Source organism: Undibacterium sp. TC4M20W, assembly GCF_049340245.1.
In the GTDB taxonomy this organism is placed as follows: domain Bacteria; phylum Pseudomonadota; class Gammaproteobacteria; order Burkholderiales; family Burkholderiaceae_D; genus Undibacterium.
Map to the genome: position 1 here is coordinate 24981 of NZ_JBMPPI010000028.1, position 26993 is coordinate 51973.

Genomic DNA, 26993 nt, shown 5'->3' on the forward strand with positions numbered 1-26993 from the left:
ATTACAATGCGCCCTACGTTCAGACCGGTGCTTAAATCTGGCAAGCTCTATGCAAAGTTAATCTCCCACATGCTTACCCTTCTTTGATGCATCCGGTATTGACATTTTTTGCTCGGCTACCCGACCAGGGTTTACTTTTATTCAGACTTCAGGGACTTGCATGCTCCCCCTGAAAGAAAAGACGAAGTTGCCGTTCTCGTGGTGATATGAACCGGTATGTCCCTATATTCACGGTTTCCCTTATCTACACTTTCTGAAGTTTTGAAAATACAGATATTAGGCACAGCTGTGATTTCGGTTTTATAGATGGCATCTGCAAGTGGTTTGAATGAATAGGTTCCTGTGCAAATGTTAGTCATGGTGCCAGAGCGATAGCTATAGGACGCTGTAAATGCAACGCTGTCGTCAGCCGGGAATGCAAGACGTAGTTTGTCAGGCGCATATACAATCGCGTTTCCTGCTGGCTCAGAGCAGTTATCAGCATTTTTGTACATTTGAAAATTGACCTGGTAAGGAGTATCGTTGACGATGACCATCGTCGCTCTGACACCTTTGATTTCCACTTCAAATTTAGAATTCTTGAACGGACGCGATGTCGTCGATGATGCTATTGGCGTTGAAGCGCACGAACTCAATAGCACTGTTAAAAGAGGGATATAGGCGAAGATGGGTACGATTGTTTTCATGAAATGGAAAAAACTTGCTAAATATTTTGAAATCTTACGCAGGAATCAAGGGATGAACTCACTTTGACAAAGTAATTGAGTGCATTGCTCTTTTAATTGTGAGATCAGGCTGGCTGTTGATCTGGCAAACATACGGCGCATTGCAATGCGCCGTACGTCAAGAGTATTGCTTTGACCCAGAAATCTTTTGCTATGTAAATTCAATCGCCCGCATCCTTGCGCTTCTCCGGCGCATCCGGCACTGCGACTTTTTGTCCGTCCACGCCTGCCTTGCTGAGCTGGCCTTTTTCCCAGAACAGCATTTCACCTTTGACGCCGCCCTTGATGCCGGAATCTATCGAGATGACTTTTCCCTGGTAATGGGAATACACACCATCCATGGTGGTGTGGCCAACGACGATGCGTTCGAGCTTGAGTTGCTGCAGCATTTTATCAAGGTCGGTAACCGGTAATTTGGGGGCATTGAAATAGCCACGGTACCAGAGTGGCCCTATGCTGCCATACAGCCAGCTCAGTACGTCATCAGTCTTGATTTGCGCCTTGCTCAAACCTAGTGTGCTGCGGTATTTTTCATTGATCTGTTGCAGGCTCATGTTGAGGTCTTGATGATCGGGATGCAGGCCGCCATGCATGAAGAGCATGTCATTGACCTGCACGATCACAGGCTTGCTGCGCAGCCAGCGGCCGAGCACGCTGCTGTTGTCAAACATTTGCTGATAACTGATATTCAGGTGCTGGGCGACGGCAGCATATTTTTTATTCAGATAACGCATGTCGCCTGCCATGGAGATGGCTTCATGATTACCCAGCAGCAGGTGCACGCCGCCACCAGCGGCGCCGGCCTGTGCTTCAAGTGCATATAGCAGCCACAGGGCTTCAGTGACCTTGGGGCCACGGTCGAGCATATCACCGGTGATGACGAGATGGCCTTTGCCATAGATCCATTGCCAGTCCTGATTGATGATGCCATTGGCCTGCAAGAGCTTGAGCATGAGGTCAAACTGGCCGTGGATATCACTGATGGCGGCGAGCTTGTCGGTCTTGAATTTGATGGTCGCAGGAAAGGCAGTTTCTGCCGGACGTATCGTCAGTACCTGTGGATAACCGCAAACTGCAGGCAGGCTGGTGTTGGCAGAGCTGGTAAAACTTTGCTTTTGTAATTGGTCATTGCATATCCAGTTCACATCCAGGCCGCCCTTGTCGGGCTGGCCCGGCGACTGGTAAAACGCATACGGGCCATCATTGATGCCGGTGACCGGTGTTGTGGACGTTGAAACTGCAGATGCCGCTGCTGCAGCCGATGAAGGCACTGGCGCAGCATTTTGCGCCAGCGCCGTACTCAGCATTAACAGGCTGGCGAGGACGGCAACGCTACTGCGCAATGCGAATGAATTGAATGAATTGAACGAGCGGAGGCGAAATAGTAATGTTGATGCTGACATGATCTATCTGGAAATTTTTGCTTAGTTTTTTAGATAATAAACCTCACCCCGATAAATCTCGGGTTTGGCCTGATTCGTGTTCAGGACAGGCAAGACCAGCCTCGGTGGCAGATTGCCGAGCTTCCATTCACTGGCCAGTGTCATGGCTTGCTGTATTTCTTCTGTCTTCAGACGGAAGGCCAGACCCAGTTTTTGTTTGTTGGGCATGTCCTGCATTTCCTTGGCGGTATCGAGCCTGTCGGCGATAGAGAAATACAGGTAGGCGCGGGGCAGGTCGGCGGCAATGCCATTGCCTTCGCTATAGATATTGCCCAGCCAGGCAAATGCACGGGCGTGGCCCTGGCGGGCAGCCTGTGCCAGCAGGTGGATGGCGAGATTGACATCGCGTGGCATGCTGGCACCGGACAGGTACTGGGTAGCCAGATAAGTCTGTGCCTGGGGGTGACCCTGGTCGGCGGCCTGCGCTGAATAGATGTTAGCAACACGTTGATCAACCTCGGTACCCAGGCCCAGCGCAAAGATGCGCGCCAGACGGAACTGGGCTTCTGCATTTTGCTGATCAGCAGCGGCCCGGTACAGCTTGTTGGCCTGCTCCATATCCTTGGGCACACCCAGACCCATTTCATGGCAAATGCCCAGGGTGACCTGGGCGCTGGCCAGACCTTGCGCAGCAGCTTTTTGATACCAGGCAATGGCTTGTGCCATGTCTTTTTCTACACCTATGCCCAGGCGATAGCCTTCTGCCAGATTGAATTGTGAACTGGCATAGCCAGAAGCAGCGGCCTTGCCAAACCATTCCATGGCCTTGGCTTCATCCTTGTCTGGCCCTTTGCCGCTCATGTACAGGGTGCCCAGATTATGCTGGGCTGCAGCTTCGCCACTTGCTGCCCGGGTACTCCAGTCCTGGAAGGCCAGGGCAAAATTACCCTCCCTGAAGGCGGCTGCGCCGACATCTGGTGCGGCTGTAGCAGCAGGTTTGGCTGGTGCGGTGACAGCAGTGGCAATGACATTGGCGGTGGCAGCGTTAGTCAGTGCATAGGCTGAGAGCGAAGCCAAGAGCAGGGTAGCGAAGAGTGTGGATTTGTACATGGATGATGAGATAGGCTTGCAGGCGCACGGCTCAGGTTTGCTATTGAGGGTGTTAGTGTAATTCATCTTGCTCTGTGCAGGTGAAATCAGCGCTGCTGCTGAGTATCATCAAGCATCTGCTGCCACTCTTCTGACCAGGCCAGCAAGGGCAGCATTGCCTTGACCAGGTTCAAGCCTGATGGGCTGAGGCTGTAACCGCCAGCAGCACCCATCTCGACGATGCGGGTTTCGCGCAGTTCACGCAGGCGCTGGTTGAGCACGGTGGGCGACATGGCGTCGCAACGCTCACGCAGTTCCCTGAAGCTCAGCGGCTCGCCCCGCAATTCCCAGATCATGCGCAAAGTCCAGCGGCGGCCCAGCAAATCCAGCAAGGCCATGATGGGGCGGCCAGTCTGCGACCCCCGCACTGCCTGCCCCGGTTTTGGTGTCATCATATTTTCTCCTTGCGCTACATTAAATGTAGCGATATGCTGTTTGCTACTGATAGCGTAGCGGTTTGTGGATTTTAACACTGGGTGATGCCTTGCTGGCATTGGCCCCTATTTCATTGCGAATTTTTTCAGGAGAACACGATGAGCATGCCAAGAATTGCCCCGCTGGAGCCACCTTATGATATCGACCTGGAACAGGCTTTTGCCCGCATCATGCCACCCGGCATGCCGCCCTTGACGCTATTCCGTACCCAGGCGCATAACAAGCGTGTCTTGCTGCGCATGTTTGCCGGTAATTTGCTGGATAAGGGCGAGATAACCTTGCGGGAACGCGAACTGCTCATCCTGCGCACCTGTGCCCGTTGCGGTTCGGAATATGAATGGGGTGTACATGTCACCCTGTTTGCCGTCAGGGCAGGCTTGAGCAAGGAAGACATTGCTGCCACGCTCAGCACAGTGCCCGAACCAAGCCCTCTGGCAGCCAGCGAAATACTCTTGCTCAAAGCCGTCGATGAATTGCATGAAACTTCAAGCATCACGGATGCATTGTGGGCAAAGCTGGAACAGCATTTCAGCCAGGCGCAACTACTCGAAATCATTAGCCTGGTGGGCAGTTATCACACCGTGTCCTTCGTCACCAATGCTGCAAGAATAGAGCTGGAAACTTTCGCCGCGCGTTTTGCGCAATACCAGTGAGCCGGCATTCTGAATCAGTTGCCGGTTTTGCGCATCATGGCCTGTAGCCTGAATAAGTCACTCATTGCATACAGGCCTACCGACGCAGTCAGGTGGCTCTGGTCTGGTTTGTCAGTAATGCCCGTGGCAATCAGGTGGAACTGGTTAGCCGGGTCAGGTACATGGCGCATGCCACAGACTGCATGTAATGAAATGCGTGTCTTGCCATCATTATAGGTCTCACCTTGCGCCGTGCATCCCTGCAAGGCGGCGATGTCCGGCCTGTGTTCAAAGCGCGCCCGGTAAAACTCAATGACGGGGTATTCATTAAAGCCCTTGATCTCATGCACATAAGCGGCGTAATAGTATTGCTCAAGCTGGATGGCGATGACATCTTGTGCACGCAGAAATGTCAGGTTGTCTCTGGTCGATGGCCGCTTTTTCAAAGCCTGGGCAGGGCTGTTCAGCAAGGCCTTGATGGCATCGGTATTCCTGAAAAAAGCGTCACTGAGTGCCACTGCTGCATTCAAGTTGTCTATGGCCTGCAATGCACACACTGTAATAGCTGCTTCGGTCATACCGTGCTTGTGCAAGAGCAGCGCCAGTGCCAGTACAGTCTTGTCTCTGTATAAGGGCGTGGCTTCATCATCATTGGCGTTGAGCACACAATTCCAGCGCGCCAGCAGCTGGGGCAAGACATAACCAGTCACAGTCAGTTGCTGATCATGTTTGGCATAGCTCATGGCAGTTGATGTCAGGCTGGCGACATCATCTTCTATGACCTGCATCAATTGATGGGCGGCCAGTTTGTCGAGGGCTTGCTGGTGGGTGATGGCATTCATATGAAACGAAAAAATAAGGTGAAAATGGATCACAAGGAGCAGCAGTCATAGACAAAGCATGCTGGCAGGCCCTTGCTCACCCGGATGAACACGGCCAGAGCATATCACCATACTACCTGCCAGCATGCCGGGATTACCCCACCCACACCTTGTAGTCTATGCCATTCTGGATTGATCCTATGACCTGCGCCTGGTTCTCTGTACTCTCGCAAAAACTGGCCAGTGTTCCGGCGGCAGTGATCTGTCCTTTGCTGATCTGTTCATTCCAGTAATCAAAGCCAGCCTGATCCGGTGCACGGTGCAAGACATTCTGGTAAAAATTGGTGATCAGTGTCGTGGTACTGGGGTTGCTGCCAAACAGTTTTTGAAACTCTGCCGACTGAAAAAAACCAGCCGCCACCGTGGTCAGGCTGGAGCCCTTGTCCATGTCCTTGATCCAGTAACCCAGGCCTTCGAGGTCGGGTTTGCGTCCAAATGCTGCCTGGTACAGACGATATGCCTGGCCAGCAGTACCATTGATGTCCAGTGCCACATTCCTGTCCGAGAACTGGATGCGCTCGATATTGTTCAGGGTGTCGCTCGCATCTATGCCCAGCTTGTCCAGAACGCTGAACCCGTTTGCAGTTTTGGTGATGGTGTAGTCACTACGCAGTGCTGCATAGACAAAGGTGTCAAGACCGTTACCACCATCGACCATTTCGCCGTCATGGCTGTTTTGTAAAATATCATTGGCAGCAGTGCCAGTGACAACTTTTGGTGGAGTACTGGCATTGACGAGATACAGCCTGCTGACGACGCTTTCTGCGGTGCCTGCCATATCTGTATAGTTGGCCACTGCACGGACCGCCAAACCGGCCAGGTCATTGGGCAGCGTCAGCGTTGCAGACTTGGCACCGGCAATATCGACCCAGCTTGTTCCATCACTGCTTTTTTGCCATGAATACTGTACTGTTCCCATGCCATCAACATCGGTAATGCTGCTGGTTGCACTCACCTGTCCACCGACGACTTTTTCGCCGTTGACAGTCACTGTGCCGACTGGAGGATCATTGACAGGCTTGATGGTCGCCGTGACGACAGCGGTTTGTGTGTCTATGCCGTCCCTGGCCTGGATGCTGAAGGTGTCTGTACCATAGTAGTTCGCGTCAGGTACATAGGTGTAAGTTTGAAATGAAAAGCCATTGCTAATAAGGATCTTGCCATGTTTGGGCTCGCTCAGGACTTGCAATTTGCTACCAAAACCTGATTTGAATGGATCATAAGTATCCATATAGGACGAGTCTTCATTGAGGCTGATATTCAGAGACCCCGCTGTATTGACAAGAGAAAAAGCGTAAGCCGGTGGATCAATGAAGCTGGCTTGTGCACCATTAATTCTCAGGCTGGAGAAGTCCAGGTCAAAATTCCCACTACCTGTGCCAGTAAAAACCAGGGTGGCGAATGGCTGGCTGCCACTGACGCCGGTAAATTGCCCGCTGATTTCTGCATTGCCTGCGCTACCGACGATAGTGCTGGACAGCGAGGTGCTGGAGGTGCCACTGAATGACACATCCTTCAGCGAAAGTTGTGCTGCGGTATATGAAAATTTCAGGTTGACTGAATTGGTCGCAGCCAATCCGTCAGAGTACAATTTAATGACTAACTTGCCGGCTTCTATGCTTTGCGTGATCGTTACTACAGCCATGTAAAAAAACTCCTTCAAAGTTTTATGAGACGATGGCATTTCATGCTCATACGAATTTCATGCACATCGTGAATGTATTATTTTTATTGTAGGAATTTTATCATTCATTGTTATTGATGCATGTCAGTCAGATACTGTTCTGACACTCAATCATGAACTATTTACGTTCAGCGCCCAGTCAAATCGGCGCCCTGGGTTTTGCCGTGCTGAGTTTGCTCATCGTACGCACGGTCGAGCAACGCAGCCTCTGCCAACAAAGCGTTGCCACGCTGGTTCAGGGCTACACCTAATTGCTCACAAGTTGCCTGAGCGGGATATTGCAACAGGCTTTTCTCAATTCTCCTGGCAGCATCCTGCCCTGTTTGCAAATGCCCGAGTTCATGCCGTTTCAGTGCCGGCAAATACTGATTGAATTGCCTGATGGCAGCAACGTCATTGCTATGCAATTCGGGCAGGGTGATCACGGCAGACAAGGCGACACTGACAGATTTGACCTTGCAGTTGCGAGCTGAAGACTGGTCGTAAAGATACTTCCAGTGCACCTCCCATTTGGTATTGCCATGGTATTTCTTTTCCCCTGCTCTAATGGGGCTTGCTGCATTGACGGCCTGTATCAGGGAACTGCCCGCAGTATGGCTAACGGGATAAAACTTGTAGCTCAGGCTCTCTGTGACCTCTGCCCTGAGTGCGCAACTCACCAATAGCAGGACTGACATGCTCAAATTTTTTATCTGCATATACTCTCCTTAATCCGGCTGCTACCTTTCTTCATGATGAATGCAGATGTTTGCTGACTTCATTGAGCATGGACTCATCATAATTGCGTCCGGTTTTTTCAGTTTCTGTGATCAGCTTTCGCCACAGCAAAGGGATGTCACTGTCCAGGGCCATGAATTTTTGCAGGCCACATGCATACGCATATTGGTAATTGTCGGTCTGGTCTGCGACCTTCTTACAATTGGCTATTGCAGTTTGCTGGTAATTGCTGGCCTCGGCGGCTGTCCATGTTCCTGTTTTTTGCAGGGCATCAACAGCCATGGCTTCGGCACCGCCCTCATGTATCCAGGCGGGTGCTTCACCTATGCCACCCTGGTTTACATTTTCCTGCCAGATATGGGCCATTTCATGGGAGACCAACTTTTGCACTAGCTGGCGTATCGCAGGATGCTCATTGAGCATGGCCTTGCCGCTGAGGCGGAAAGTGATTTGCCCGTTGGTGGCACCGCCCTTCATGGAAAACCCGGCAGTGCTTGTATCTGTGACAGAAATCATCAAGACCAGTTCAGGCAAGAGAGGGCGCTGGTAGGTGCTGGAAAAATAGGCCGACATGGTGCTGGTGGTGTCGAGAACGAGTTTGGCCAGCCATTCCGGTGTGGCCGGGTCCAGCACCAGCCTGGCTGCGCCCGCAGGGGCAGGTTTTTGCGGCCCGAAATAAGCATAGGCACGCAAGCTGCGTTCTGCATCGGCAAACGCCGGTGGGGGTATGACAGTCTCGCCAGACAGACCCTGATAGCTGACTGTCAAATTCATGGCGCGTGTCTTGCCGCCTTCTTGCACATCGCCGTCAAAAAATCCCATATAGATACCCGCACCGCCATCACTGAAACGGTTATTCGGCGCATAGTTTTTTGGTGCAAAGCCGTTGTAAGAGGTGATTTGAAAACTGAGCTGGCGCGCAGGTTGATCCAGGATATAGCTGTCCTTCTGTTGATCAGGCTGGGCAGATGGCTCCGCCTGATAGCGCACACCGCTTGTCAGCGGCTTCCAGGCTGTGCTGCGGTAATCGCCAGCGGCAGGCATGCTGAACCGGGAGATCGCTTCGCTAAAACTGTAGTCTGCACGCCATTTGTCGGCTGCTATGCGGGTCAGTTGCATTTGTGCAGGCAACTTGCCTGGTTCACTGGCGATGGCGGGCAAGTTGATCAGCAAGGTGATGCTTGTTGCCATCGCTGTGAGAATCAGGGAAGCTCGCATGAGGAGCATTCAAGAGTTATTGAATATGCCAGTATTCTATAAGAAAAAAATCGGAGTAACGTCTTTATACGAGCTTATACTTAATTGGCGGATTCAAGTTCGAAGTGCAACCCTTTGTTATAGTGATTGCATCTGAGTCATAAAGACTTCCTGCGGAGTTTTGTAGCCAAGGTATTTTCTAGGTCGATGATTCAAGTAAACCATAGCGTCAGCCATGTCGTCTGCATGTGCTGCACTCGGCAGGGCTGATTTAGCGCTATAGCTACCGCTTCGTCACTGCTAGCAATACAACTGCCAAGGTCGGTCATTTCATTCACTGGCTGCATGATGAAATGACCGTGATGCAAAACTACCTGGAACAGTAGGGCGCTGGTGTTGGAGACTTAATGCAGAGTAGATATCACGCCGCCGCAAGCTGGCGCTGTTTTTTCCAGAAACCTGATTTGACTTCACCCTTCTTCCAGGCCAGGTACAGGAACACCACACCCATCAAGGTCGCCAGAAAAACCGCAAGCACCGAAGCTTCAGCCCCAAAAGCACCGCCGCTGAGCCATTCGGAACCTGTCATATGGGTTTGCAGCCAGCCCTTGCTGTCTGTGCCGGATACCGCGACAGAAAACACCGCGCCCTGGGTAAAATTCCAGGAAAAATGCATGGCGATACACAGCGCCAGGCGACGTGTCAGCATATAGGCTGCGCCGAATGCGATACCCGCTTCCAGTGCAATCGCAATTGAACTGAAGATGGTGGCACCCGGGTTGGACGCATGGGCAAAGCCAAAGGCCAGGGCAGAGATCAGGATGGCAACGGCACTGCCCAGGGATTCTTCCATCATGCGAAAGATCATGGCGCGGAAAAACAGCTCTTCCATGACCGCTACTACCACAAAGATGGGCAGGTATTTGAGCATCAGCCTGGGGTCATTGTAGCCATCGACATGAAACACGCCCAGCAAAGACAAACTGCCCAGCACCAGCACAAACAGCATGGCACCCAGCACCAGGCCAATCAGCCATTCTTTCCAGGCTGAGAATAAGGCCAGCTCAGTCGCCTTGCGTTTTTCTATGATGCGTACATAGAAAGCATAGCTCAGCCAGCCCAGCAGCATGGCTGCGATATTGCGAAATACCATCCAGTCCGGCCCGGCGAGAAAATGCGACATGGCCTTGCGGGAAATAAATTGCACGCCACCGACGATGAGTACCGCCAGCAGGAATTTGACGATGGTATATTGCAAAAGTTTTTGATGCCAGACTGGCTTGTCCAGGCTGGCGTTGATTTCTGCTGTGGTCATAAATATCCCCATGGATTTTGTTGTGAGTATAGTCCGCGTCAGCCACGCCTAGCAATGTCCTGCAATAAGCATATGAATGACTGGCTGGCACTATAAACAGATGACAAACTATTTACATCCCCGATAAGACCAAGTGTAAAAAACAGGGATTGAATGGGAAAATACGGCGATAAAAAGCAAGCTCGGAATTGAGAGCCCACCAGGCTGCTAGCCAGCGGCCGGTCATGCCGTTTACTGCAAATCCCTGTATTTTGTCTGCTTCCTGCCAATCCTGAGGATTAAGTTGCAGTTGACCAGCGGATTCCTGACACAGACAGGGCAGCGCGCATTACACTTTAATGATGCACGGGCGCTGCCGAAAATCTTTTTATCCAGGACATCAGATGAAATTGCTCAGACTGCTGACACTGCTATGGATGACCATGGGTTGCCTGTACCCTGCGCACGCCAGTGATGCTCCCGGCAATACGGGCAATACCAGTAATGCCAGCAGCAATACGGGCAAACTCATACGCTATCCGCGCCTGTCTGCCCAACTTGATCCACATAGTGACTATGTACTGGAAATTTTAAGGCAAGCAATCAAGGCCAGTGGCCAGCCTTATCAGTTGCAGGCCAGCGAGGCACCCATGCAACAGGCGCGCAGTATTTATGAGCTCAGCTCGGCGCAGGGGAATGTCGATGTCCTCTGGACCATGACGACAGATGAAAGGGAGGCGCAGCTTATTCCCATCCGCATCCCCATAGACAAGGGCCTGATAGGCTGGCGCATCGCCCTGTTGACAGCAGCGAATGCAAATATTTTCAAGGACGTAAAAAGCCTCAAAGACCTGGCAGCCTTCACCGCCGGGCAAGAACTGGACTGGCCCGATGGGCCTATATTGAAAAGCAATGGCCTGCCAGTAAAAACCTCGGCATCCTATGAACCCCTGTTCAATATGCTCAAGGCAGGGCGCTTTGATTATTTCCCGCGTTCTGTTTTTGAAGTGCAGGTAGAACTCAATGGCCGTCCAGGCCAAAAACTGGTCATCGACAAATACATCGCTCTGTATTATCCATCGGCCCTGTATTTTTTTGTCAGTCCGCGCGAGCAAAAAATGGCTGAAGACATACAGAACGGACTGGAAGAAATGATCAGGAATGGCAGCTTTGAAAAAATATTCCAGCGCTACCAGCAAGCCACGATCAAAAACATCAACCTCAAATCCCGCACCATCATCAGCCTGCGCAACCCCTTGCTGAGCCCGGAAAAGATGCCGTTGAACAGGCCGGAGTTGTGGTTTAAACCGTGAGAAGCAACGACACTTTTATTGCTGAAAAATTGGGGTAGGATGCGCCGTGCGCACCTCTCAAAGCTTACCCACGGTTTCTTGCACAGGCAAATCTCGGTACAATTTCAAAAACTTGAACATCTTTGGCCATTCTTCTCGCGGCTTGAATACAATCGCAACTTCCCGGTTATCAAGCGCAGATTCTGTCAGCACTACATGATCTTCAACCAGCTTGGCATTCTCAAATTCTTTGGCATTGACACGGCATACCGCTTTAAAAAATGGCCCTGCCAGCCATGCTTTGACTTCAGGGGTATCCTGAAAGCGCAGGTAGCCCGCCAGGGAGGCATGGGCCACGGCCACCATTGCAAAACCAAGAGGAACGTCTTCTTTGACGAGGATATACATTTTCATAGAGGAGCTTCAGCAAAAGAGAAATATGAAAGCTGGTTAAAAAGCATAGGCCAGGGGGCGCCGTGCGCACCGTTTATCGCTACGTGGCAAATCTATCGATGCGCACTATGCACCCTGCACCCTGCAAATCGCCATGATCCATAAGACGCTTATGTGCTGTCTTACAAAGTCGATTCCGTCGCCGCATCCAGCTTGTCTTGCGCCGGGAACTCTGTCACCAGATAGCGTTCTGGATAGCCTTCCGTCTTTTGCATGAGCTCACCCGCCGTGCTGCACAAGTCATCCCAACTGAGTATCTTGCTGGTGTATTCACCCTCCTGGCTACCGGGGATCACCATGGCGACCAGGTCGGTTTTGGGCAGCAGCGATACTACGCCCTGGGTCCAGGTCGAGAGTGAAGTCAGCTTGTCGGTATCATTGTTCTTGAGCACGGTATAGCTGGCGACAAAAATATCTTCCTGGGTCTTGTCATGCAGGGCTTCGAGCAATTCTTTTTGCGAGCCATAATCTTCTGCTCTTTGCGCAGTCTGCAAGTTCTTCAGGCGATCAAGTACATCAGCATTCTCAGGCACATAGCTGACGGCTTTGCCATCCCTGAGTTTATACATGCCAGCGGAGACTACCCGACCTTCCTGCTCCATGCAGGATTGTGCGTGCTCCAGCATTGCTAATTGCGAGGTGCTGGAATTGGCATTGCAGAGCAACAGTCTGCCACGGGTGGGCACCATCAATACCGGGTCACTGCCGCAACCGGCGCGGTAAATCAGGTCAGGCAACAATATGCGTGAAGAGTCATAGGCGTCTTCCCACACCCCGGCGACGACACCTTCACCAAGATTGACAAACTTGTCTTCAGTACGGTCGCGCAAATTATCCAGCGCCACTTTCAAGGCATCTTCCAGGCTGATATTCCAGCTTTCATAATTACTCTGGTTGACCAGCGCCATTGAATGCTCGGTATCGTAGGCCAGCATCAGCATGGCATCGTCGCCAAAGGGCAGGGCAGCCTGCTGATAAGACATGGGCTTGTCCTGCATCAGCGAAGTCAGGCGCAGGTATTCACCCTGGCCGCAGGGTTTGAGGCTAGGCATCAGATGTTTGCTGGCACTGGCAAAATCGTCGGGTATGCCATTCACTTGCAGGCTTGCGGTATATTTCAGCAGCACATGGTCACGCTGACTTTTGGCCGCAGCACAATAATCACGGTAGGCATTGTGCAGATTCAGGATGTGCGAGCCATTTTCACCGACCACCAGACGGAACTCTGCCTCATCAAAATGCATGGTCTGGGCAATGCCCTGGTTGCGGGCATACTTGATGACGATCTGGGCAAATTTATGCGTCGATGGCTTGGACTTGAATAAATCGAAGAATCCCATGAAATTCCTGTCTGCTTAAGTAATGATATTGTCTTGTCTTCAAGAAACCACCAAACAATAAAGTGCGCAACTGAATGTAACTATCGCGCCTTCTATTTCCTTATGATAACCTCAGCGGCGAAATCTGATTTTATTGTGCTGTCAATTCAAGATGACGTAGGGCGCGCCATCACCAATTCACATGCATATGAAAACGGTGGGTATGGCGCATCCTGCAAAATGATCACCGCCCGCGGCCACTCGTTTCGACAATAATTTCATTGTCACACTTGTCGGTCTGGCGGTTAAATCCCTCTGCATCGCCAATCAGTTTTGTCAGGCCCTTGCCCGTCTCAAAATTTGTTGGCAACTTAAGGCGTATCTCTTGCAGGTATTTGCCATCAGCGCAACTGAGCATGAAGTTTTGCGCGATTTTTTCGCCTTCCTGTTTCTTGAGCATTTCAAAAAAATCTTTCACCGCGAACGATTTACCAGCGTGATCCAGAATGAACTTGCCTACCGCTGAATTATTGACTTCCTCGACGGCTGCCGCTGCAGTCTTGAAGTAAGTATCCGCATCGCGTGCCTGGCAAGTACCATGCTTGCTCCATTCGTATTCACCAAACTTGCTTTCAAACTGAAAATTCGGCATCCACTTGGCGATGCGTTTTATCGTGTCAGAAGACAGCTTCATCGGCTCGGTAGAGCAACTGCCGTAATTGATGCCGCATTCTTTTTTATTTGGCCACAGGCCATGCAGGGTCAGGTTATTGATTTTCAGCTTGCCACTGTTGATAGCATCACACTCAGGCTTCTTGCCGCGATAGGCAAAGTGCTCACAAAAGCCTGGTTGCCAGGTGATCGCCAGCACATAGCTGTCTTCAAGATTCGGTGTGCTGCACATAGTCTGGCGGTCAGCCTCCCGGTTCGCCTTGGCCCGGCCTGCTGGCGGATTGTCTTGCGGCACCTGGTCCAGCTGTGCCGTTCCGCAGTCCCGCGCCACCCAGCGTAAATTAGGATTGGCCCCATCCACATCCACCCGCAACCACGCATAGTCACCCGGCTTGTTGATCTCTTTCACCGCATAGCTCTTGCCGACCACCGCATGCACAGCACCAGGGTTACTTTGCTTGTTGAAAGACGAATACAGCTCGCAAGATTTGCCGGCGGTAAAGCTGCCATTCACCGGTTCGCTGGCATGAGCAGGGAATGTTGCCGTAATCAGCAATACAAGCGCGACGATGATGCGTGATCTCAGTTGTTTCATGTCAATTTTTACCTTTTATCATCTGGTGACAGCGGCTTAGTGTATTTATGACGCAAAAAGTGCGAAATTACTTTCTATTGTATCTTCAGCAAGCTGTGTATTCACAGTACATGAAGCAATATTTACTGAGTAGTATTAATATCGGCATTGTTAAAAGACTAGTTAAAGGGGCTTTTCACGGAAGCCATACTCGCACCAAGTTGCGTCGGCATCAGTGAACTCAAAGCAAATCCTACTGCTGTTCTTGAGGCATCAGGCGATCAATCAGTAGCCATTCTGAATCGCAATAAGCCGGTTGGTTATATGGTGACAGCCGCTGCCTGGGAAAAAGTAAACGAACTGCTGGAAGACAAGGAAATACTAAAGATAGTCGAGTCCAGGCTAAAAGACCGGAAAAAGCCCATCAGAGTAAAGCTGGATGACTTATGAACTCGATTTCCATCCAGATGCCCTGAACCCTGAAGGAATGGCGCAAGCTGGATGAGACTATCAAGACCCAGCTCAAGAAAAAATTGAGCGAAAGACTGGTACAGCCGCGCGTTCCTAAAGCGGCTGTCAGTGGCGGCAGTGATTTGTATAAAATCAAGCTGGCTGCTTTGGGCTATCGCCTGGTTTATAAGGTTATTGATCAAACAGTTGTGGTCTACGTCTTGTCAGTTGGCAAACGACAGGACAATGCTGCCTACAAAGCCGGACTGCAGCGCGACAATACTGGATAAGTACTGATTAAGTTTGGAGTATGCTGGAGCGGGTGAAGGGAATCGAACCCTCGTGTGAAGCTTGGGAAGCTGCCGTTCTGCCATTAAACTACACCCGCGATTCCCACATTCTAAGCGGGTTTGACGGGTGTTTGCAAGTTGTCAGCTAGTCTGTTTTGAAACACGCTGCGACAGTGTTTCGGTAAGCTAATTCAGCTTAATCGTCTTTGCAGATTTTTTCGCATTTTTCTTTGTCGTCGATTTTTTCCATGCAGCGTTTGTAACATGCTTTATAGTCCGTGGTACTTGCACTTACTGCGGCAAAGATGGTGACGCCGAGGAAGAGGATTAGGTATTTTTTCATTTAATTTCTCCTGATCATAAAGATAATGCTCAATATAGCCTGATGGGCGATATTGTTTCAATTTATTTTTTTACGTCACTGCTGATCAACTCGTCATAGGCTTTGGCATTGAAACCCACCATCAGCTTATGCGCAGAGACGATGACGGGAACGCCTCGTTCATTGAGTGACTTGTATGCTTCTTCTGCTGACTTGGATTTATCCACCAGTACATCATTAAAAGGGATGCCGTTTTTAGTCAGGTATTCACGGGCTGTCTGGCAATGTGGGCAAGTCGATGTGCCATACAGGGTAATCGGCTTTCCTGATGTGGCAACATGCATGGAATAATCGCCAGTTTTAAATGGTCCTCGCCACTTTTGATATAACTTGGGTAGTTGGCTGCCAATGGCAATTGCAATTGCGATAGTCAGCACTATCAGGATAACTTCAGTTGCTGTTTTTTTGAGATTTTTTTTCATATAAATAAGAGTTTTACTTTTGCTGTCGGCTGCTGTCGGCTGATCTATAACTTCATTTCCAACCTGATGGATAGTCTTGGATGTGAATCTGTATCAATTTGCTGGCGTACAATCTCATTGCTGATGTATTCGTTGATTTGTCGTGATTTTCTGGCCCCCAAATTGTCAAGATTGACAAACAGGCGCTTGCTTGGGCTGATTGTCCAGGCAGCATTGCTACTGAGGCCAAAAGTCCTGTCCTGGAAAACACGCTGGCTGACGCTATTGCGCACCCAGTTGCCAGGTGCCCAGTTGGCATCGATATCCATCTTCAAGGGCAGGTCTTTGAAAGCATAGCTACCACCCAGTTTGGCGCGCCAAGGAGTTTGCTTGTCTAGACGGTTATCCGGACCGGGAATGGCAGATACTTCTGACTGGCTCAGGCCTATGCTGGCGCGCACATCCAGTTTTGGGGCATCAGGCCAGACATCGCGCGCAGCCAGTTGCATTTCCAGATCCAGCCCGCGTACACTTGCATCTCCCAGATTGACTGGTCGGCTGACGTAGCGGGGTGCATTCGCCCAAGCCACAATTTCTCGCGCAATATCGATGCCTATCTTGCGCTCTATCTTGCGCGTATACATTTCAAGGCTGACCTGGCTATCTTTACCAAATCCGTGTTCATACGAAATATTCAAGCCCAGTGAACGTTCAGGCTGCAAGGCCGGGTTGCCTGCGCTGTCCGCAGTGTCGAGGCTATTGGCTGCACACAAACCGTTCACAGGGCAGGGGGCCAGCGGATTGATTTGTGGCCGCGCCGTCAATTGGTCCAGCCAGGGTGATTTAAAGCTGCGTGCCAGACTGATGCGCAAGCTACGATCACTGTCACCATCAAATTTCTTTGCGATATGAAATGACGGCGACCACAGACGATATCTGGATTGGCTGGAATAACTGCCTTCATGGATATCAGCCACACTGTCTTCCGTAGAGATGCCTGCATTGAACGCCAGGGCTTCGCTATATCGCCAGTCGTCTTGCAAGAAAATGCGGCGTTTTTCCTGGCGGGCGCTGCGTTGCTTGCCTAAATAGGCCAGGCTGCTGTCAGTAGCGCCGTTGATAAGATAAGTGTAGTCACTTTCTTCTTTGCTCAGGTTAAGTTGCACACCTGCTTTGACATCATGCCCTCCGGGCAATCCAGCTTTGTAATCCAGCCTGAGTGCATCCGCATCAGTATCCCGTCTTTGTGTGTCTATGCGCAGACTGCTGGTCTGTGCATTCTGTAATTCAAAGCGCCGGTTTTCAAGCAGAGAATGAAAATGGTTGGAATTCCATTTCAATTCCAGGCGTTGCTGTTTGTCGGGCGTATGTGTCCACGTCAGGCCAGACCAGAATGAATCCAGCGGCGTACGGTTGCGCTGCACAGCATCAAGTATATTGCCGTCAGCCCAGCGCCTGTGTTCTATATTGGTTTGTTTACCCAACATGCTGTTGATGCTGGGTGAAAAACTGATTTTATTCTTGGCGTCTATCTGCCAGTTCAGTGTGCTGCTTAGGCTAAGGGACGAAGACTTCGTTTCAGATTGCATGTCGCCTGCCCACAATCTGGTTGTGCCCGGCATGGTCAGCGGCGCGAGGCTGGTCAATTGCCGTTGACTATCTTCTGTACTGGTTTTTTCATTGGCTGAGAATTGCAGGCTAAAGCTTAGTGGTGAGCCCGCTTCTGTCTGGCTATACGCCCACGACAGATCTCCGCCCAGTTTGCTTGTAAGGTTATTTGCGCCCAGGCGCAATTGTTCGGTTTTCTTGCGGTCAATTTTGCGGGTGACGATATTGATGGTGCCAGCGATACCAAAAGGGCCAAATTCGGCAACACTGGATTTGATGATTTCTATTTTTTCTACGCGGACCAGTTCCAGTTCAGTCGGGCTTTTCCCCTGGCTGACACCGGCTTCACCATCAATCAGGATTTGCGTATATCCCGGCAAACCCAGCAAACCTATGCGGCCATCCTTGCCTATGCTGATAGCGGGTACCTGTTTCAATAGTTCGCCGACATTATGCAAACCACTTTCGTCAATGCGTTTGCGTCCTATGATGATGCGGCCAGCAATAAAATCCCGGCCAGCTTCTATGTCAGTTTGGCTACCGGTCACTGTCACTTCTTGAGGAGGATTTTTCTGCGGTGTTTCTTGCGCCAGGGCCAGCCCAGAACTCCATCCTGCTATCAATGGCACGACCCAGAATTTATGATGCTTGATCAAACTTATATCTTTCTACTGTTGCACCTGTTCACATCCCCCTCAGCACTACAAATGAAGGGGACGATTTTAAAATCAGCAATTACATATCATTCTGCATGAGTCAATATCAACGCCAGCCAATCCACACCGGCCAAAGCAGCCGTAGTCGCAATTTGGATTGATTTTTTCCTCAGGATCATCTGATCCATCCCAAGCATACGCTGTGGCAGAAATGCTTGCAAAAAATAAGAATACAAAACCTAAACGACGAAACATATTTCCCTCCGGGAATGTTGGTGAAATATTATTGTGCTTTAGTATTTTTATGATGTCAACTTTTCACAAAAGTAATATAGTTGTTTTTATGAAAGAAAACTTATATGCCTTTGATTTATATTGGTAATTTAAATCATGAATCAGTATTTTTTTAAAAATATTATTTAATTAACCATAATTAAATTTTATAAAGTGTAAAATTCTACTAAAAAAATAATATTTTTATTCAAGATTTGAAGGTTGTTGGGAATTTTACAAACGGTCGATATGTTATTAAATTGAAAATGCTACTTGCAGTTAATATGCATTTTTTTAATGTTTGCAGTGATCTACGCCGATATCACCATCAGGTATTGATTATTCGCAGGCTACAGCGCAGGCCGCAGTTTAGCCACAGCCTCAATCTCTATCAGCGTATCCACCGTCGCCAAAGATGCGACGCCGATGCCGGTTAATGCAGGGCGTGATGTGCCCAGGTGTGCTAGCAGCACAGGTACCACCTTCTCCATATTATCGGCGAGTTCACCCCTGACATAGACGCGTAGTTGCAGGATATTGGCGACGGAGGCATTTGCTGCTTCCAGCACGGCCAGCAGGTTTTTGATTGCACCTTCTGCTTGTGCTGCGATGTCTTTATTTTTAACCTGATAATTGCCGTCCCAATCGACCTGGCCTGAGATAAAAACCAGGCCGCTGTCTGTGTCTATTGCTGCCTGTGACATGCCAAATGGCGCACCGTCATACAGCGTTGCAGGATTGATTTTCTTGATTGTCATATGAGCTCTCTATTGAATAAACATGCAGAGAGTTTGGAGGAACTGGCCGCGCTTGACCATCAAGGCAGGCTTGTAAGCGATACAAGCGATTTATGTAGCTGGCGGGAATTTTTGCTTTATCTTGTCCAGCAACCATATCATGAATGCATCGTTCCTCGCGCTGGGGTGGTAGGCGGCAACGACTTCATATCCGGGTGGATATTTCTTCAGTGGTATTTCAAACAAGCCGGCACATGGCATCAGGCGCGATGGTAAAAAGCCGACCATGCCTGATTGCTTTAAATATTCCTGCGCCATGAAAAAAGAGGGTACGGATACCTGGACCTTGCGGTGCAGCTTCTGTTGTTCAAACCAGCTGTCTGCCGAACCTTGGAAGCTGGCGATGCCGGGCGATGTCACGACGAAGTCATAGTCGACCAGGCGTTCCAGCGGTAAATAGTCATCAAAGACTATGTCTTTGTTGGCGGATACGCAGACATATCTTTCTGTGAAAATCGCATCTGACACCAGGCCCTCAGGCACATAACCATTCGATGTCAGCGTCAGGTCAATCTCACCCTGGTGCATTTTCTGGATCAGGTTAGCACTCTCGATATTGATGACGATGATTTTTACCCCTGGTGCAGAGGTCCTCAGTTCATTGATGAGCTCCCCAACGATGATTTTTTGCGTATAGTCAGTGGCAGAGATGACCAGGGTTCTTGCTGTATTTGCCGGAGTGACTGAGCCAGGCAAGGGGATTTCATTGAGATGCATCAATACCTGGCGGACATGCGGCTGTATCAGTTTTGCATATGGCGTGGCGACAACACCGTGACCTGTCCTGACAAAGAGCTGGTCACTGAGGATATCTCTCAACTTTTTAAGCTGCAGGCTGACGGCCTGTTGCGAGATGTTCAGATATTCTGCCGCTGCCGACAGGTTCTCAAACTTGTACAAGGCATCGAGGGTTCTGAGATGATTTATTTCCAGCTTTTCTATCATGCGGCCTCGTCTCGTGCTATGGTCGTTTTCTACTTTAATTCCGGTAATTCATTTTAGCATTTTCAAGATGAATGCCGGGCAGCGCATACAGTTTGAAAGGATAAAAAATGAGTGTGCATTACAAGACGATAAACAAACTAAAAGAGAATCAAGAGCTGATAGACCTGTACCGCGACGATCTGGATAACAATGCATTAACTGGCATCATTGCCGATTACTCGGACAAATTTGTACTGTTAAGCCTGTTTAGCGAAGAGGGCGTGGCGAATGGATTCAGCCTTGTCTATGGCGAGGATATTACCCGGATACGCTGGGGTGGCAATTTCCTTGAATCACTGGACGCATTAATCAAGCGCAACCAGGCTGTGCCATTTATGCCCGGGATTGTCATCAATTCTCTGCATGAAGCACTAGGCTCAATCCAGGAGCAGTTTGGGCATGTGACCTTACATACAGAGCGCGTGCGCAATGATGTCTGTTTTATTGGTGAAGTAGAAGAATTTGATCAGGATTTTCTGGTGCTGCACGAATATGGAACCAGAGAAAACCGCGACAGGAAGCATACTTTGCTTGCCCTGGATTTGATTACCCGCATTGATGCAGAAGCAGTGTATGAGAAAAATTTGAAATATTTATATTCAAGATACTGATAACGATTCTGATAAAGATCCTGATAAATATCCTGATTAAGACACTGATGTGCATCGCATTGGCCGCAATGCCTGAACCGGTGCTGCGTCTGAGCAGATGCAGCGTCACTTACCGTGCCCACTAATAATGCTTATCCTTCGTCAGGCATAAATTTTCCTATTGCCTCGCGCCAATTGAAAATTTTTGTGCCTGTACAACTTATGCCTTTGTTTTTTCGACAAGCCGCATTAGAATTAATAATTAGATAATTTTAATGCGAGCATAAACCGTCTTCTCCTTGCCGCAATCCCTCCGCGATGTTCTAGCCCTTAACGCAAAAAGGATGATCATGAGCACAGCAAGCCACAATGCCAGCAATGCCAGTAACTCCGGTAATTCCAATAGCAATGCCAGCAATAGCAGCGCGCAGCCAGTCAGGCCGAATATCCTGTTCATCATGGTTGATCAGATGCGTTACCCACCGTGTTATGCAGATGACCCGCTGGACCCGCTGTACCAGATTTTGCGATTTGAAGAGGGTAGCCTGGCGGACAATCCGTATGCGGAGCAGTTCCCCGGTTTCGTCAAGCTGCGTCAGAATGGGGTGTCGCTGCAAAACCATACCTGTTCCAGCATTGCCTGTGTGCCTGGTCGCGCCACCATCATGACCGGGCAGTACAGCGCACATAGTGGCGTGACACAGACCGAGGGCATGTTCAAGGTCGATACTGATCCAGCCTTTCCATGGTTGCCGCAAGATGGTGTGCCAACCATGGGTGACTGGTTCCGCGCAGCTGGTTATGAGACGCATTATTTTGGCCGCTGGGATTTGTCAAACCCGCCTGATGGCAGTCTGGAGAACTGGGGCTTTGGCGACTGGGAATATTCAACCCCTTCTGACCAGCGCTTTGGTACACCCAATCTCGGCGTGTATCGCGACAAGACTTATACTGACCTCGTCACCACCTTCCTGCGCCGCAAGGGCGTGGGTGCGGAGGCGAATATGATCAACAGTAACAACCCTACCAATGCCAGCTTCAAGCTGCGACCCTGGCTGGCGGTTGCGTCTTTTGTCAATCCGCATGATATAGGTGCCTACCCTTTTCCGTGGCAACCGGCGGTAGAAACACCTGCCACGCCGCCAACGCTGGGAGACATCATTGCACCTTATGGTGCGCCAGTAAAAGGCACGCTGAGCCAGCCACCTGTATACGGCAATGCCCCCAATCAATTCAAAGCCACTTACCGAGTACCGCTGAACCCTGATGGCTTCAAACTCGGTGATGTCAGGCTGCCTGCCAACTGGCGCGGTGACTTGTCCAGCAAGCCGGATTGCCAGTACGATTATTCCTATAAATTCCAGCTTGCACTGACAACCTTGCGTGGTCAGCACGCGGTCATTCCATCACCTTATCCGTTCAAGATGCAAAGCAATGCCGAGGACTGGTACCGCAACTACCTGGCGTTTTACCTGTACCTGCAATACCTCGTCAATATCGAAGTCAGCACCATACTTGAACGCCTGTATGAAAGCGGTCTCGACCAGAATACGATAGTCGTCTTTACCTCGGATCATGGTGAGCTTGCAGGTGCGCATGGCGGGCAGATAGAAAAATGGTGTGGTGCCTATCAAGAGGCCACGCATATACCCGCCATTATTTCTTCACCTCTGGTCAATGGTGACAAAACCATGCGCACCGTGCAATGCCACACCACGCATGTCGATTGGGTGCCAACCCTGCTGGGTCTGGCAGGCTATGACCAGAACGACAGACAGGCATTAGCCAAATTCATGCAAGGCCATGATGTCAAACCCCTGGCGGGCGAAGACCTGACACCCGTCATCCGTGGCACGGCAAATGAAACAGAACGCCGTGGCGTGTTATTTGTCTCTGACGACAATATCACTGCACCGCTGGATACCAACTATCTGCCTGACAGATATCAATGGTATGTCGATATCACAGAACGCATGACCAGCTCTACTGGCAAGCCTACCGAAAAGCAACCACTGACAGCATCCGGCCCGGTCGTACAACCCAACCACATACAATCGTATTTTGAGAAGCCATGGAAACTCGTGCGTTACTGGGAACCGCAAAATCCCACGAATACCCAATGGGAATTGTATAACCTCGATGCCGACCCGAATGAAAACCACAATCTGCTGCAATGGGACAAAAGCACAGGTGCGCCCATGCTGCGTTCAGGCCAGATCGTTGAGTTGGGGCTGAACCTGGCGCAGACAGAATTTGACCTCGCCTATTTACGCAAGGCGCTGAACCAGTCGCTGATCAAGGCTGGTTATACACCGCAGAACATGCAGGACATGGGTACGGTGGCAGATGGGCAGGCACCGAGCTGAAGTCTGGATTTGTTGTGGCGTGATGTGTGCACCGAGTGTTGATTTATGTTTGTGAGATATTTGCGGGAGTGGTGCGCACGGCGCACCCTACTGCCTGGTGATCATCTTCTGCAGTAAAGATATTCGATTTGGGAGTGCGATGCTCCCATGCGGCGCATTACAATGCGCCCTACGTCACGGCTTTGAATCGGCATTGCCGGGCATTCCCTGTGGATTGGTTCTGGCAATTGCAGGTACTTTCTTGCTGGTGAACTGCCGTAAACTCCTCTCCCTTCAAGGGAGAGGCTGGGTTAGGGATGGGATTCGGATGATCAATTTGAACTGCCGTATGTAGTCCGTGCACGGCGCACCCTGGAAAATTATCACTTGTTTATGCGGTAGAATATGCCGACTTTCTGTTGAACCACTCTGAGTGAAAATTCCCCGGGCAACCTCTTTAGCATGACCCTCCCATTTAAATTTACTGTTACAAATAATGGACCAGATGATCTAGTTGTCTGCATAGAGCCGTGGGCCCACGATTTTACGCTGGAGCCGGGAGATGATATCCAGATCATTTGCGATAGCGCAGAAACTGAACTGGACATGTATAGAGAAGATGGTTATATGCAAATTTACCTGAACTCATCAAACGATTTTATCGTGCAGCAGCAAGGTGCAATCATCCATTGCGGGCATAAGCGCAAGCTCGAGCTGCCACACTAATTCCGGCACTATAGTAATTTGGGCAAAGCATGAAAACCATCCGCACTTACGGGAAGCTACTACTGCTGTCATGTATATGTGCAGCCATTGGCAATGCATTTTCTGAAGTTATCATCGCAATCCTGTTAAGAAAATTTTTTCCAGAAGAAGTGCGTTCAGTATTGTCGCCTTTGGATATTATTCAGCTGTTTGGGAAAGAAATAATCGGCACTCCTGTTTTCCTGATAGTTGTGACAGTGACTGGATTTACCCTGCTTGCCATTTCACTGAAAAAGCATTTGCAAGCAATGCCACTTGCGACCATAGTCTGGGGCAGTCTGATCGGCATTTATCTCTCGCTCGTGCGCTTTATGGCGATGACTGACATTATTGAGAAAATTTTTAGCTATGTTTTGCCAATAAAATGGGATGCTGACTCATTGAATTTCATCTTTTTTATTTTTGTTATTCCGTTGCTTCTGTTAGCGATCATTGTCATGTTTTTTAAAGGTAACAGGCACAAGATTCAATCTGAAGTAATCGTATGAATGAAAAAATGAATGCTTTCTCAGCGATATTCATCAACAAGGGCAGGAATAAAATATATGTCTTTATATTGATGATCTCAATAAGTATTATTGGCTTGATTGCCTGGCTGATGTCGCGCTCACTTGATGAGGATCAGGATGCTGTGAATCTTGCGCGGACTCAGGCATTGCTGAAGCTTTGCGATAATGCCTTGAAAACATGGATTGATGAAAATGGCAGGATACCTGAAGAAAGCGAAGGGATCAGTGTCTTAGAACTCGGGAAGTTTCCGCCACGTGATGCATGGGGAAATGCGCTTGTGTACAAACGCAATAACAATAGCTTGCTGTCGTATAGCTTTTATTCTATTGGCCCCAATGCTATTGATGAAAACGGAGATGGCGATGATGTTCATGCACATTGAATCAATTTTTCCATACACATCTCTTAGATGAAATCAATTCTAATCCCGGAACAGGCATGCTAGCATGCGGGTCGAATTCACATCTGGAGTCATTGTCATGCAACTGGTCGCCTCACGTAAACTTAAAATTGCCTATGCAATTGCGCTGCTCGCGGCGGTGCTTCCTATGGGGCTGGCGAGTTCTGGCTGGGTTGCTCTTGCGATGGGCGGTGGTGTGGGAATTCCTTATGTTGGGCCAATTGTCATGCTGTTGCTTGGTGCTTACCGCGTGATTACTGTCATTGCTAATCCACAGGCCTTGATCTCATTTCCTGTCAAAGGAGTTGCGCGCGTATTGCGCATGACAGGTGTGTTTGCCTTGTATATTGGTGCTGCGGTAGGTATGCTGAATTTGCTGTCGAGACCACTGATGGCCTTGTTCTTGACACAAAAAACTGAATCTGGCGTTGAGTTTTTTGTGGCAGGAATGATTCTGGTCGCATTGGGAGGCATCGGCGTGCTGGGCTTGCTATGCTTTGAATTGAGCCGTCTTCTCGGTTTTGAAGAGCATGCGAGGTCACAGGTGCCCAGGCAGATATAGCATTTAAGTAAAATTATCTAAGCGGTGGGCAGTTAATTTTCAAGGTGCAAATGATTAAGCCGATCAGCTTGTTCTCCTGGCTCTACGATGTGGAGCCCGATCAAAGCGGCATACGTTTTTTTCTCTTCAGAATATGGACGGTTCATCACCTTGATGTTGATAACATCAAGTCGGTGGTAGAAACACATCCATTATTGCCTGGCGCATGGAATACCTATAATTTCAAAAATCGCTTTCTTGGCCGTAGCTTCATGCTTGAGAAAAAGCATGGATGGTTTACGCGGCAAGTATTGATTACACCCAAAGATCCCGAGGCATTTTGTGCCTGGGTAAAACTGAAGAATATCGATATTCGCCTTCCTAAGTGAAACAGTGTGGCAATGAATTGGCAGGTTCAGGGCTTTTCAAACACGCCCGCCAAAAACACTGCCATCGCCTCCACCGTTGTCCCCAGCCATGGATCAAACAACCAAAAGCTATGCGGTGTATCCGGTAGCAGCACGGTATGATTGGCGATGCCAAGAGCATTTAATTTCTCCACCATCTCATCCCGCCCCAGACTGAAGCGTTTTTGTGCGCTGCCTATGAACAGGATGGGCGGGGTATTTTTGCTGACATGCGTCAGTGGTGATGCTGCTTTCCATACTTCGGTTTTTTCAGCATAGGTACCGCCAAACCAGGCACCCGCCGCAGAAGGCTGCTTGCGCGGGTCGTCTTCATACTTGCGCGCTTCTTCTGACGTAAAGTTAGACAGGCCATCGATATTGATGATGGCTTGCACTGCACTGGAAATGGCGCTGGAAACCGCGCTGTGCTGTGCCTGTGGATCAAACTCTGGCCTGTCATTGGTGACACCCACCAGTGCGGCGATCTGGCCGCCTGCCGAGCCACCGGCCACGGCTATGTGCGTGGGGTCTAGCTGGTATTCAACCGCATGCGTGCGCAGCCAGCGTATCGCTGCCTTCACGTCATGGATGGCGGCGGGGTAACGCGCTTCATCTGACAAGCGGTAGCTGATGGTGGCAGCAACATAGCCGCATTCTGCCAGGCGTATCGCCATGGGGGCGAGGTTGTCGCGTGTGCCTGAACGCCAGCCGCCGCCATGCACCAGCACTATGCCTGGCACGGCTGCGCTGCTGCTACTGCTGCTGCGGGCTGGCATGAACACATCCAGTTGCAGGGCTTGGCCCTGATTGCTGACATAGCTGATATTGCGCAAGACCCTGACAGTCGCAGGCGGCTGTTTGCTGGCAATGTGGATGTATGGGTAAGTCCCCGCCAGCTTTTTATAGGTGCTCTCGGCTGTATAGGCATAGTCAGCCGGCTGGGGTTGAGCTGGCTTTGCGCATGCCGTGAGCGGGCTTGCTGCCATGCATACAGAAGCAAACAGGGTGATGATGGCTGGCTTCAAGCACTGCTCCTTCATGTATTTATATCAATATTGCTGCTTGCCTGCAGAAGGCAGGCGCAAGAATTATCGCATAATCACAGAATAAGCGGCTAGTCCACATTGCATTATTGGACAGACCAATTTAGAATGGTCTGACCAATTAAGAGCAATAATATCGCTTCAG

At 49.9% G+C, this 26993-nt stretch carries 30 protein-coding genes, 1 tRNA gene and 1 pseudogene; 11 read left to right on the top strand and 21 right to left on the bottom strand.

The window, feature by feature from the left end; genetic code table 11:
* Positions 1 to 137 precede the first annotated feature (137 nt).
* From ACO0LL_RS24335 to ACO0LL_RS24350, 4 genes are all read right to left on the bottom strand, one after another.
* The gene (locus ACO0LL_RS24335) at positions 138 to 686 is read right to left on the bottom strand and encodes a hypothetical protein (protein WP_422953396.1); all 549 of its coding nucleotides are present in this window, start codon (positions 684 to 686) and stop codon (positions 138 to 140) included.
* A 200-nt stretch (positions 687 to 886) separates the two neighbouring features.
* Positions 887 to 2128, bottom strand: coding sequence for a metallophosphoesterase (locus ACO0LL_RS24340; RefSeq protein ID WP_422953397.1), 1242 nt, complete (start codon positions 2126 to 2128; stop codon positions 887 to 889).
* A gap of 21 nt (positions 2129 to 2149) precedes the next feature.
* On the bottom strand, positions 2150 to 3283 hold the full coding sequence (locus tag ACO0LL_RS24345) for a tetratricopeptide repeat protein (RefSeq protein WP_422953398.1): 1134 nt from the start codon (positions 3281 to 3283) through the stop codon (positions 2150 to 2152).
* A 20-nt stretch (positions 3284 to 3303) separates the two neighbouring features.
* Positions 3304 to 3651 (bottom strand): winged helix-turn-helix transcriptional regulator, encoded by a 348-nt coding sequence (locus ACO0LL_RS24350; protein ID WP_422953399.1) that lies wholly within the window; start codon positions 3649 to 3651, stop codon positions 3304 to 3306.
* A gap of 138 nt (positions 3652 to 3789) precedes the next feature.
* On the opposite strand from ACO0LL_RS24350, the gene ACO0LL_RS24355 reads away from it, so the two are divergent.
* On the top strand, positions 3790 to 4344 hold the full coding sequence (locus tag ACO0LL_RS24355) for a carboxymuconolactone decarboxylase family protein (protein ID WP_422953400.1): 555 nt from the start codon (positions 3790 to 3792) through the stop codon (positions 4342 to 4344).
* A 14-nt stretch (positions 4345 to 4358) separates the two neighbouring features.
* Here ACO0LL_RS24355 and ACO0LL_RS24360 read toward each other — a convergent pair whose 3' ends face one another.
* From ACO0LL_RS24360 to ACO0LL_RS24385, 6 genes and pseudogenes are all read right to left on the bottom strand, one after another.
* Positions 4359 to 5165, bottom strand: a complete 807-nt coding sequence (locus tag ACO0LL_RS24360) for a hypothetical protein (protein WP_422953401.1) — start codon at positions 5163 to 5165, stop codon at positions 4359 to 4361.
* A 133-nt stretch (positions 5166 to 5298) separates the two neighbouring features.
* Positions 5299 to 6849 (bottom strand): DUF4214 domain-containing protein, encoded by a 1551-nt coding sequence (locus ACO0LL_RS24365; RefSeq protein ID WP_422953402.1) that lies wholly within the window; start codon positions 6847 to 6849, stop codon positions 5299 to 5301.
* 167 nt (positions 6850 to 7016) lie between these two features.
* Positions 7017 to 7586 carry a DUF922 domain-containing protein gene (locus ACO0LL_RS24370; RefSeq protein WP_422953403.1) on the bottom strand — a complete coding sequence of 190 codons (570 nt, stop codon included), beginning with the start codon at positions 7584 to 7586 and terminating at the stop codon, positions 7017 to 7019.
* A 31-nt stretch (positions 7587 to 7617) separates the two neighbouring features.
* Complete coding sequence (locus ACO0LL_RS24375) at positions 7618 to 8796, bottom strand: basic secretory protein-like protein (RefSeq protein WP_422953404.1); 1179 nt, start codon at positions 8794 to 8796, stop codon at positions 7618 to 7620.
* Between the two features lie 144 nt (positions 8797 to 8940).
* A pseudogene (locus tag ACO0LL_RS24380) lies at positions 8941 to 9042 on the bottom strand (IS30 family transposase); the annotation flags it as partial.
* Positions 9043 to 9223: 181 nt separating this feature from the next.
* Positions 9224 to 10117, bottom strand: a complete 894-nt coding sequence (locus ACO0LL_RS24385) for a lysostaphin resistance A-like protein (protein WP_422953405.1) — start codon at positions 10115 to 10117, stop codon at positions 9224 to 9226.
* A gap of 383 nt (positions 10118 to 10500) precedes the next feature.
* On the opposite strand from ACO0LL_RS24385, the gene ACO0LL_RS24390 reads away from it, so the two are divergent.
* On the top strand, positions 10501 to 11409 hold the full coding sequence (locus tag ACO0LL_RS24390) for a substrate-binding periplasmic protein (protein WP_422953406.1): 909 nt from the start codon (positions 10501 to 10503) through the stop codon (positions 11407 to 11409).
* 57 nt (positions 11410 to 11466) lie between these two features.
* Here the strand turns inward: ACO0LL_RS24390 and ACO0LL_RS24395 are convergent, their stop codons facing one another.
* The 3 genes from ACO0LL_RS24395 to ACO0LL_RS24405 all read right to left on the bottom strand — a co-directional run bounded on the left by ACO0LL_RS24395 (position 11467) and on the right by ACO0LL_RS24405 (position 14427).
* Positions 11467 to 11802 (bottom strand): hypothetical protein, encoded by a 336-nt coding sequence (locus ACO0LL_RS24395; RefSeq protein ID WP_422953407.1) that lies wholly within the window; start codon positions 11800 to 11802, stop codon positions 11467 to 11469.
* A 161-nt stretch (positions 11803 to 11963) separates the two neighbouring features.
* On the bottom strand, positions 11964 to 13181 hold the full coding sequence (locus ACO0LL_RS24400; RefSeq protein WP_422953408.1) for a hypothetical protein: 1218 nt from the start codon (positions 13179 to 13181) through the stop codon (positions 11964 to 11966).
* Positions 13182 to 13404: 223 nt separating this feature from the next.
* A complete protein-coding gene (locus ACO0LL_RS24405) occupies positions 13405 to 14427 on the bottom strand; it encodes a ribonuclease T2 family protein (protein WP_422953409.1) in 1023 nt (340 codons plus the stop codon).
* Between the two features lie 210 nt (positions 14428 to 14637).
* Here ACO0LL_RS24405 and ACO0LL_RS24410 point away from each other — a divergent pair, with 210 nt between their 5' ends.
* Positions 14638 to 14856: a type II toxin-antitoxin system prevent-host-death family antitoxin gene (locus ACO0LL_RS24410; RefSeq protein WP_422953452.1), complete on the top strand. Its 219-nt coding sequence runs from the start codon at positions 14638 to 14640 to the stop codon at positions 14854 to 14856.
* A gap of 29 nt (positions 14857 to 14885) precedes the next feature.
* Positions 14886 to 15146 carry a type II toxin-antitoxin system RelE family toxin gene (locus ACO0LL_RS24415; protein ID WP_422953453.1) on the top strand — a complete coding sequence of 87 codons (261 nt, stop codon included), beginning with the start codon at positions 14886 to 14888 and terminating at the stop codon, positions 15144 to 15146.
* 24 nt (positions 15147 to 15170) lie between these two features.
* Here ACO0LL_RS24415 and ACO0LL_RS24420 read toward each other — a convergent pair.
* From ACO0LL_RS24420 to ACO0LL_RS24450, 7 genes are all read right to left on the bottom strand, one after another.
* Positions 15171 to 15244, bottom strand: a tRNA-Gly gene (locus ACO0LL_RS24420).
* A 98-nt stretch (positions 15245 to 15342) separates the two neighbouring features.
* Complete coding sequence (locus ACO0LL_RS24425; protein WP_422953410.1) at positions 15343 to 15489, bottom strand: hypothetical protein; 147 nt, start codon at positions 15487 to 15489, stop codon at positions 15343 to 15345.
* 62 nt (positions 15490 to 15551) lie between these two features.
* On the bottom strand, positions 15552 to 15950 hold the full coding sequence (locus ACO0LL_RS24430; RefSeq protein ID WP_422953411.1) for a glutaredoxin family protein: 399 nt from the start codon (positions 15948 to 15950) through the stop codon (positions 15552 to 15554).
* 44 nt (positions 15951 to 15994) lie between these two features.
* The gene (locus ACO0LL_RS24435) at positions 15995 to 18193 is read right to left on the bottom strand and encodes a TonB-dependent receptor plug domain-containing protein (RefSeq protein ID WP_422953412.1); all 2199 of its coding nucleotides are present in this window, start codon (positions 18191 to 18193) and stop codon (positions 15995 to 15997) included.
* Between the two features lie 72 nt (positions 18194 to 18265).
* Positions 18266 to 18448: a hypothetical protein gene (locus ACO0LL_RS24440; protein ID WP_422953413.1), complete on the bottom strand. Its 183-nt coding sequence runs from the start codon at positions 18446 to 18448 to the stop codon at positions 18266 to 18268.
* Positions 18449 to 18816: 368 nt separating this feature from the next.
* The gene (locus tag ACO0LL_RS24445; RefSeq protein ID WP_422953414.1) at positions 18817 to 19224 is read right to left on the bottom strand and encodes a RidA family protein; all 408 of its coding nucleotides are present in this window, start codon (positions 19222 to 19224) and stop codon (positions 18817 to 18819) included.
* A 90-nt stretch (positions 19225 to 19314) separates the two neighbouring features.
* On the bottom strand, positions 19315 to 20208 hold the full coding sequence (locus tag ACO0LL_RS24450; protein ID WP_422953415.1) for a LysR family transcriptional regulator: 894 nt from the start codon (positions 20206 to 20208) through the stop codon (positions 19315 to 19317).
* Between the two features lie 107 nt (positions 20209 to 20315).
* On the opposite strand from ACO0LL_RS24450, the gene ACO0LL_RS24455 reads away from it, so the two are divergent.
* The 7 genes from ACO0LL_RS24455 to ACO0LL_RS24485 all read left to right on the top strand — a co-directional run bounded on the left by ACO0LL_RS24455 (position 20316) and on the right by ACO0LL_RS24485 (position 25787).
* Positions 20316 to 20858 (top strand): hypothetical protein, encoded by a 543-nt coding sequence (locus ACO0LL_RS24455; protein ID WP_422953416.1) that lies wholly within the window; start codon positions 20316 to 20318, stop codon positions 20856 to 20858.
* A gap of 329 nt (positions 20859 to 21187) precedes the next feature.
* Complete coding sequence (locus tag ACO0LL_RS24460) at positions 21188 to 23203, top strand: sulfatase-like hydrolase/transferase (protein WP_422953417.1); 2016 nt, start codon at positions 21188 to 21190, stop codon at positions 23201 to 23203.
* Between the two features lie 441 nt (positions 23204 to 23644).
* Positions 23645 to 23908 (top strand): hypothetical protein, encoded by a 264-nt coding sequence (locus ACO0LL_RS24465; protein ID WP_422953418.1) that lies wholly within the window; start codon positions 23645 to 23647, stop codon positions 23906 to 23908.
* Between the two features lie 29 nt (positions 23909 to 23937).
* Positions 23938 to 24435 carry a hypothetical protein gene (locus ACO0LL_RS24470; RefSeq protein WP_422953419.1) on the top strand — a complete coding sequence of 166 codons (498 nt, stop codon included), beginning with the start codon at positions 23938 to 23940 and terminating at the stop codon, positions 24433 to 24435.
* Complete coding sequence (locus ACO0LL_RS24475; protein WP_422953420.1) at positions 24432 to 24839, top strand: hypothetical protein; 408 nt, start codon at positions 24432 to 24434, stop codon at positions 24837 to 24839. The genes ACO0LL_RS24470 and ACO0LL_RS24475 overlap by 4 nt, the downstream gene beginning before the upstream one ends.
* Positions 24840 to 24936: 97 nt before the next feature.
* Positions 24937 to 25419 (top strand): hypothetical protein, encoded by a 483-nt coding sequence (locus ACO0LL_RS24480; RefSeq protein ID WP_422953421.1) that lies wholly within the window; start codon positions 24937 to 24939, stop codon positions 25417 to 25419.
* Positions 25420 to 25469: 50 nt separating this feature from the next.
* Entirely contained in the window at positions 25470 to 25787 is a 318-nt protein-coding gene (locus ACO0LL_RS24485; RefSeq protein ID WP_422953422.1) for a hypothetical protein, read from the top strand.
* A gap of 26 nt (positions 25788 to 25813) precedes the next feature.
* Here the strand turns inward: ACO0LL_RS24485 and ACO0LL_RS24490 are convergent, their stop codons facing one another.
* Positions 25814 to 26830, bottom strand: a complete 1017-nt coding sequence (locus ACO0LL_RS24490; protein WP_422953423.1) for an alpha/beta hydrolase fold domain-containing protein — start codon at positions 26828 to 26830, stop codon at positions 25814 to 25816.
* Positions 26831 to 26993: the final 163 nt, after the last annotated feature.

What these genes read in the sequence shown, in the direction of transcription:
- ACO0LL_RS24390 (WP_422953406.1), top strand. Translation starts at nt 10,501, where the DNA reads ATGAAATTGCTCAGACTGCTGACACTGCTATGGATGACCATGGGTTGC.
- ACO0LL_RS24405 (WP_422953409.1), bottom strand. Translation starts at nt 14,427, where the DNA reads ATGAAACAACTGAGATCACGCATCATCGTCGCGCTTGTATTGCTGATT.
- ACO0LL_RS24480 (WP_422953421.1), top strand. Translation starts at nt 24,937, where the DNA reads ATGCAACTGGTCGCCTCACGTAAACTTAAAATTGCCTATGCAATTGCG.
- ACO0LL_RS24395 (WP_422953407.1), bottom strand. Translation starts at nt 11,802, where the DNA reads ATGAAAATGTATATCCTCGTCAAAGAAGACGTTCCTCTTGGTTTTGCA.
- ACO0LL_RS24340 (WP_422953397.1), bottom strand. Translation starts at nt 2,128, where the DNA reads ATGTCAGCATCAACATTACTATTTCGCCTCCGCTCGTTCAATTCATTC.
- ACO0LL_RS24460 (WP_422953417.1), top strand. Translation starts at nt 21,188, where the DNA reads ATGAGCACAGCAAGCCACAATGCCAGCAATGCCAGTAACTCCGGTAAT.
- ACO0LL_RS24430 (WP_422953411.1), bottom strand. Translation starts at nt 15,950, where the DNA reads ATGAAAAAAAATCTCAAAAAAACAGCAACTGAAGTTATCCTGATAGTG.
- ACO0LL_RS24370 (WP_422953403.1), bottom strand. Translation starts at nt 7,586, where the DNA reads ATGCAGATAAAAAATTTGAGCATGTCAGTCCTGCTATTGGTGAGTTGC.
- ACO0LL_RS24440 (WP_422953413.1), bottom strand. Translation starts at nt 18,448, where the DNA reads ATGTTTCGTCGTTTAGGTTTTGTATTCTTATTTTTTGCAAGCATTTCT.
- ACO0LL_RS24365 (WP_422953402.1), bottom strand. Translation starts at nt 6,849, where the DNA reads ATGGCTGTAGTAACGATCACGCAAAGCATAGAAGCCGGCAAGTTAGTC.
- ACO0LL_RS24470 (WP_422953419.1), top strand. Translation starts at nt 23,938, where the DNA reads ATGAAAACCATCCGCACTTACGGGAAGCTACTACTGCTGTCATGTATA.
- ACO0LL_RS24345 (WP_422953398.1), bottom strand. Translation starts at nt 3,283, where the DNA reads ATGAATTACACTAACACCCTCAATAGCAAACCTGAGCCGTGCGCCTGC.
- ACO0LL_RS24450 (WP_422953415.1), bottom strand. Translation starts at nt 20,208, where the DNA reads ATGATAGAAAAGCTGGAAATAAATCATCTCAGAACCCTCGATGCCTTG.
- ACO0LL_RS24400 (WP_422953408.1), bottom strand. Translation starts at nt 13,181, where the DNA reads ATGGGATTCTTCGATTTATTCAAGTCCAAGCCATCGACGCATAAATTT.
- ACO0LL_RS24350 (WP_422953399.1), bottom strand. Translation starts at nt 3,651, where the DNA reads ATGATGACACCAAAACCGGGGCAGGCAGTGCGGGGGTCGCAGACTGGC.
- ACO0LL_RS24465 (WP_422953418.1), top strand. Translation starts at nt 23,645, where the DNA reads ATGACCCTCCCATTTAAATTTACTGTTACAAATAATGGACCAGATGAT.
- ACO0LL_RS24355 (WP_422953400.1), top strand. Translation starts at nt 3,790, where the DNA reads ATGAGCATGCCAAGAATTGCCCCGCTGGAGCCACCTTATGATATCGAC.
- ACO0LL_RS24375 (WP_422953404.1), bottom strand. Translation starts at nt 8,796, where the DNA reads ATGGCAACAAGCATCACCTTGCTGATCAACTTGCCCGCCATCGCCAGT.
- ACO0LL_RS24445 (WP_422953414.1), bottom strand. Translation starts at nt 19,224, where the DNA reads ATGACAATCAAGAAAATCAATCCTGCAACGCTGTATGACGGTGCGCCA.
- ACO0LL_RS24475 (WP_422953420.1), top strand. Translation starts at nt 24,432, where the DNA reads ATGAATGAAAAAATGAATGCTTTCTCAGCGATATTCATCAACAAGGGC.
- ACO0LL_RS24385 (WP_422953405.1), bottom strand. Translation starts at nt 10,117, where the DNA reads ATGACCACAGCAGAAATCAACGCCAGCCTGGACAAGCCAGTCTGGCAT.
- ACO0LL_RS24455 (WP_422953416.1), top strand. Translation starts at nt 20,316, where the DNA reads ATGAGTGTGCATTACAAGACGATAAACAAACTAAAAGAGAATCAAGAG.
- ACO0LL_RS24425 (WP_422953410.1), bottom strand. Translation starts at nt 15,489, where the DNA reads ATGAAAAAATACCTAATCCTCTTCCTCGGCGTCACCATCTTTGCCGCA.
- ACO0LL_RS24335 (WP_422953396.1), bottom strand. Translation starts at nt 686, where the DNA reads ATGAAAACAATCGTACCCATCTTCGCCTATATCCCTCTTTTAACAGTG.
- ACO0LL_RS24485 (WP_422953422.1), top strand. Translation starts at nt 25,470, where the DNA reads ATGATTAAGCCGATCAGCTTGTTCTCCTGGCTCTACGATGTGGAGCCC.
- ACO0LL_RS24360 (WP_422953401.1), bottom strand. Translation starts at nt 5,165, where the DNA reads ATGAATGCCATCACCCACCAGCAAGCCCTCGACAAACTGGCCGCCCAT.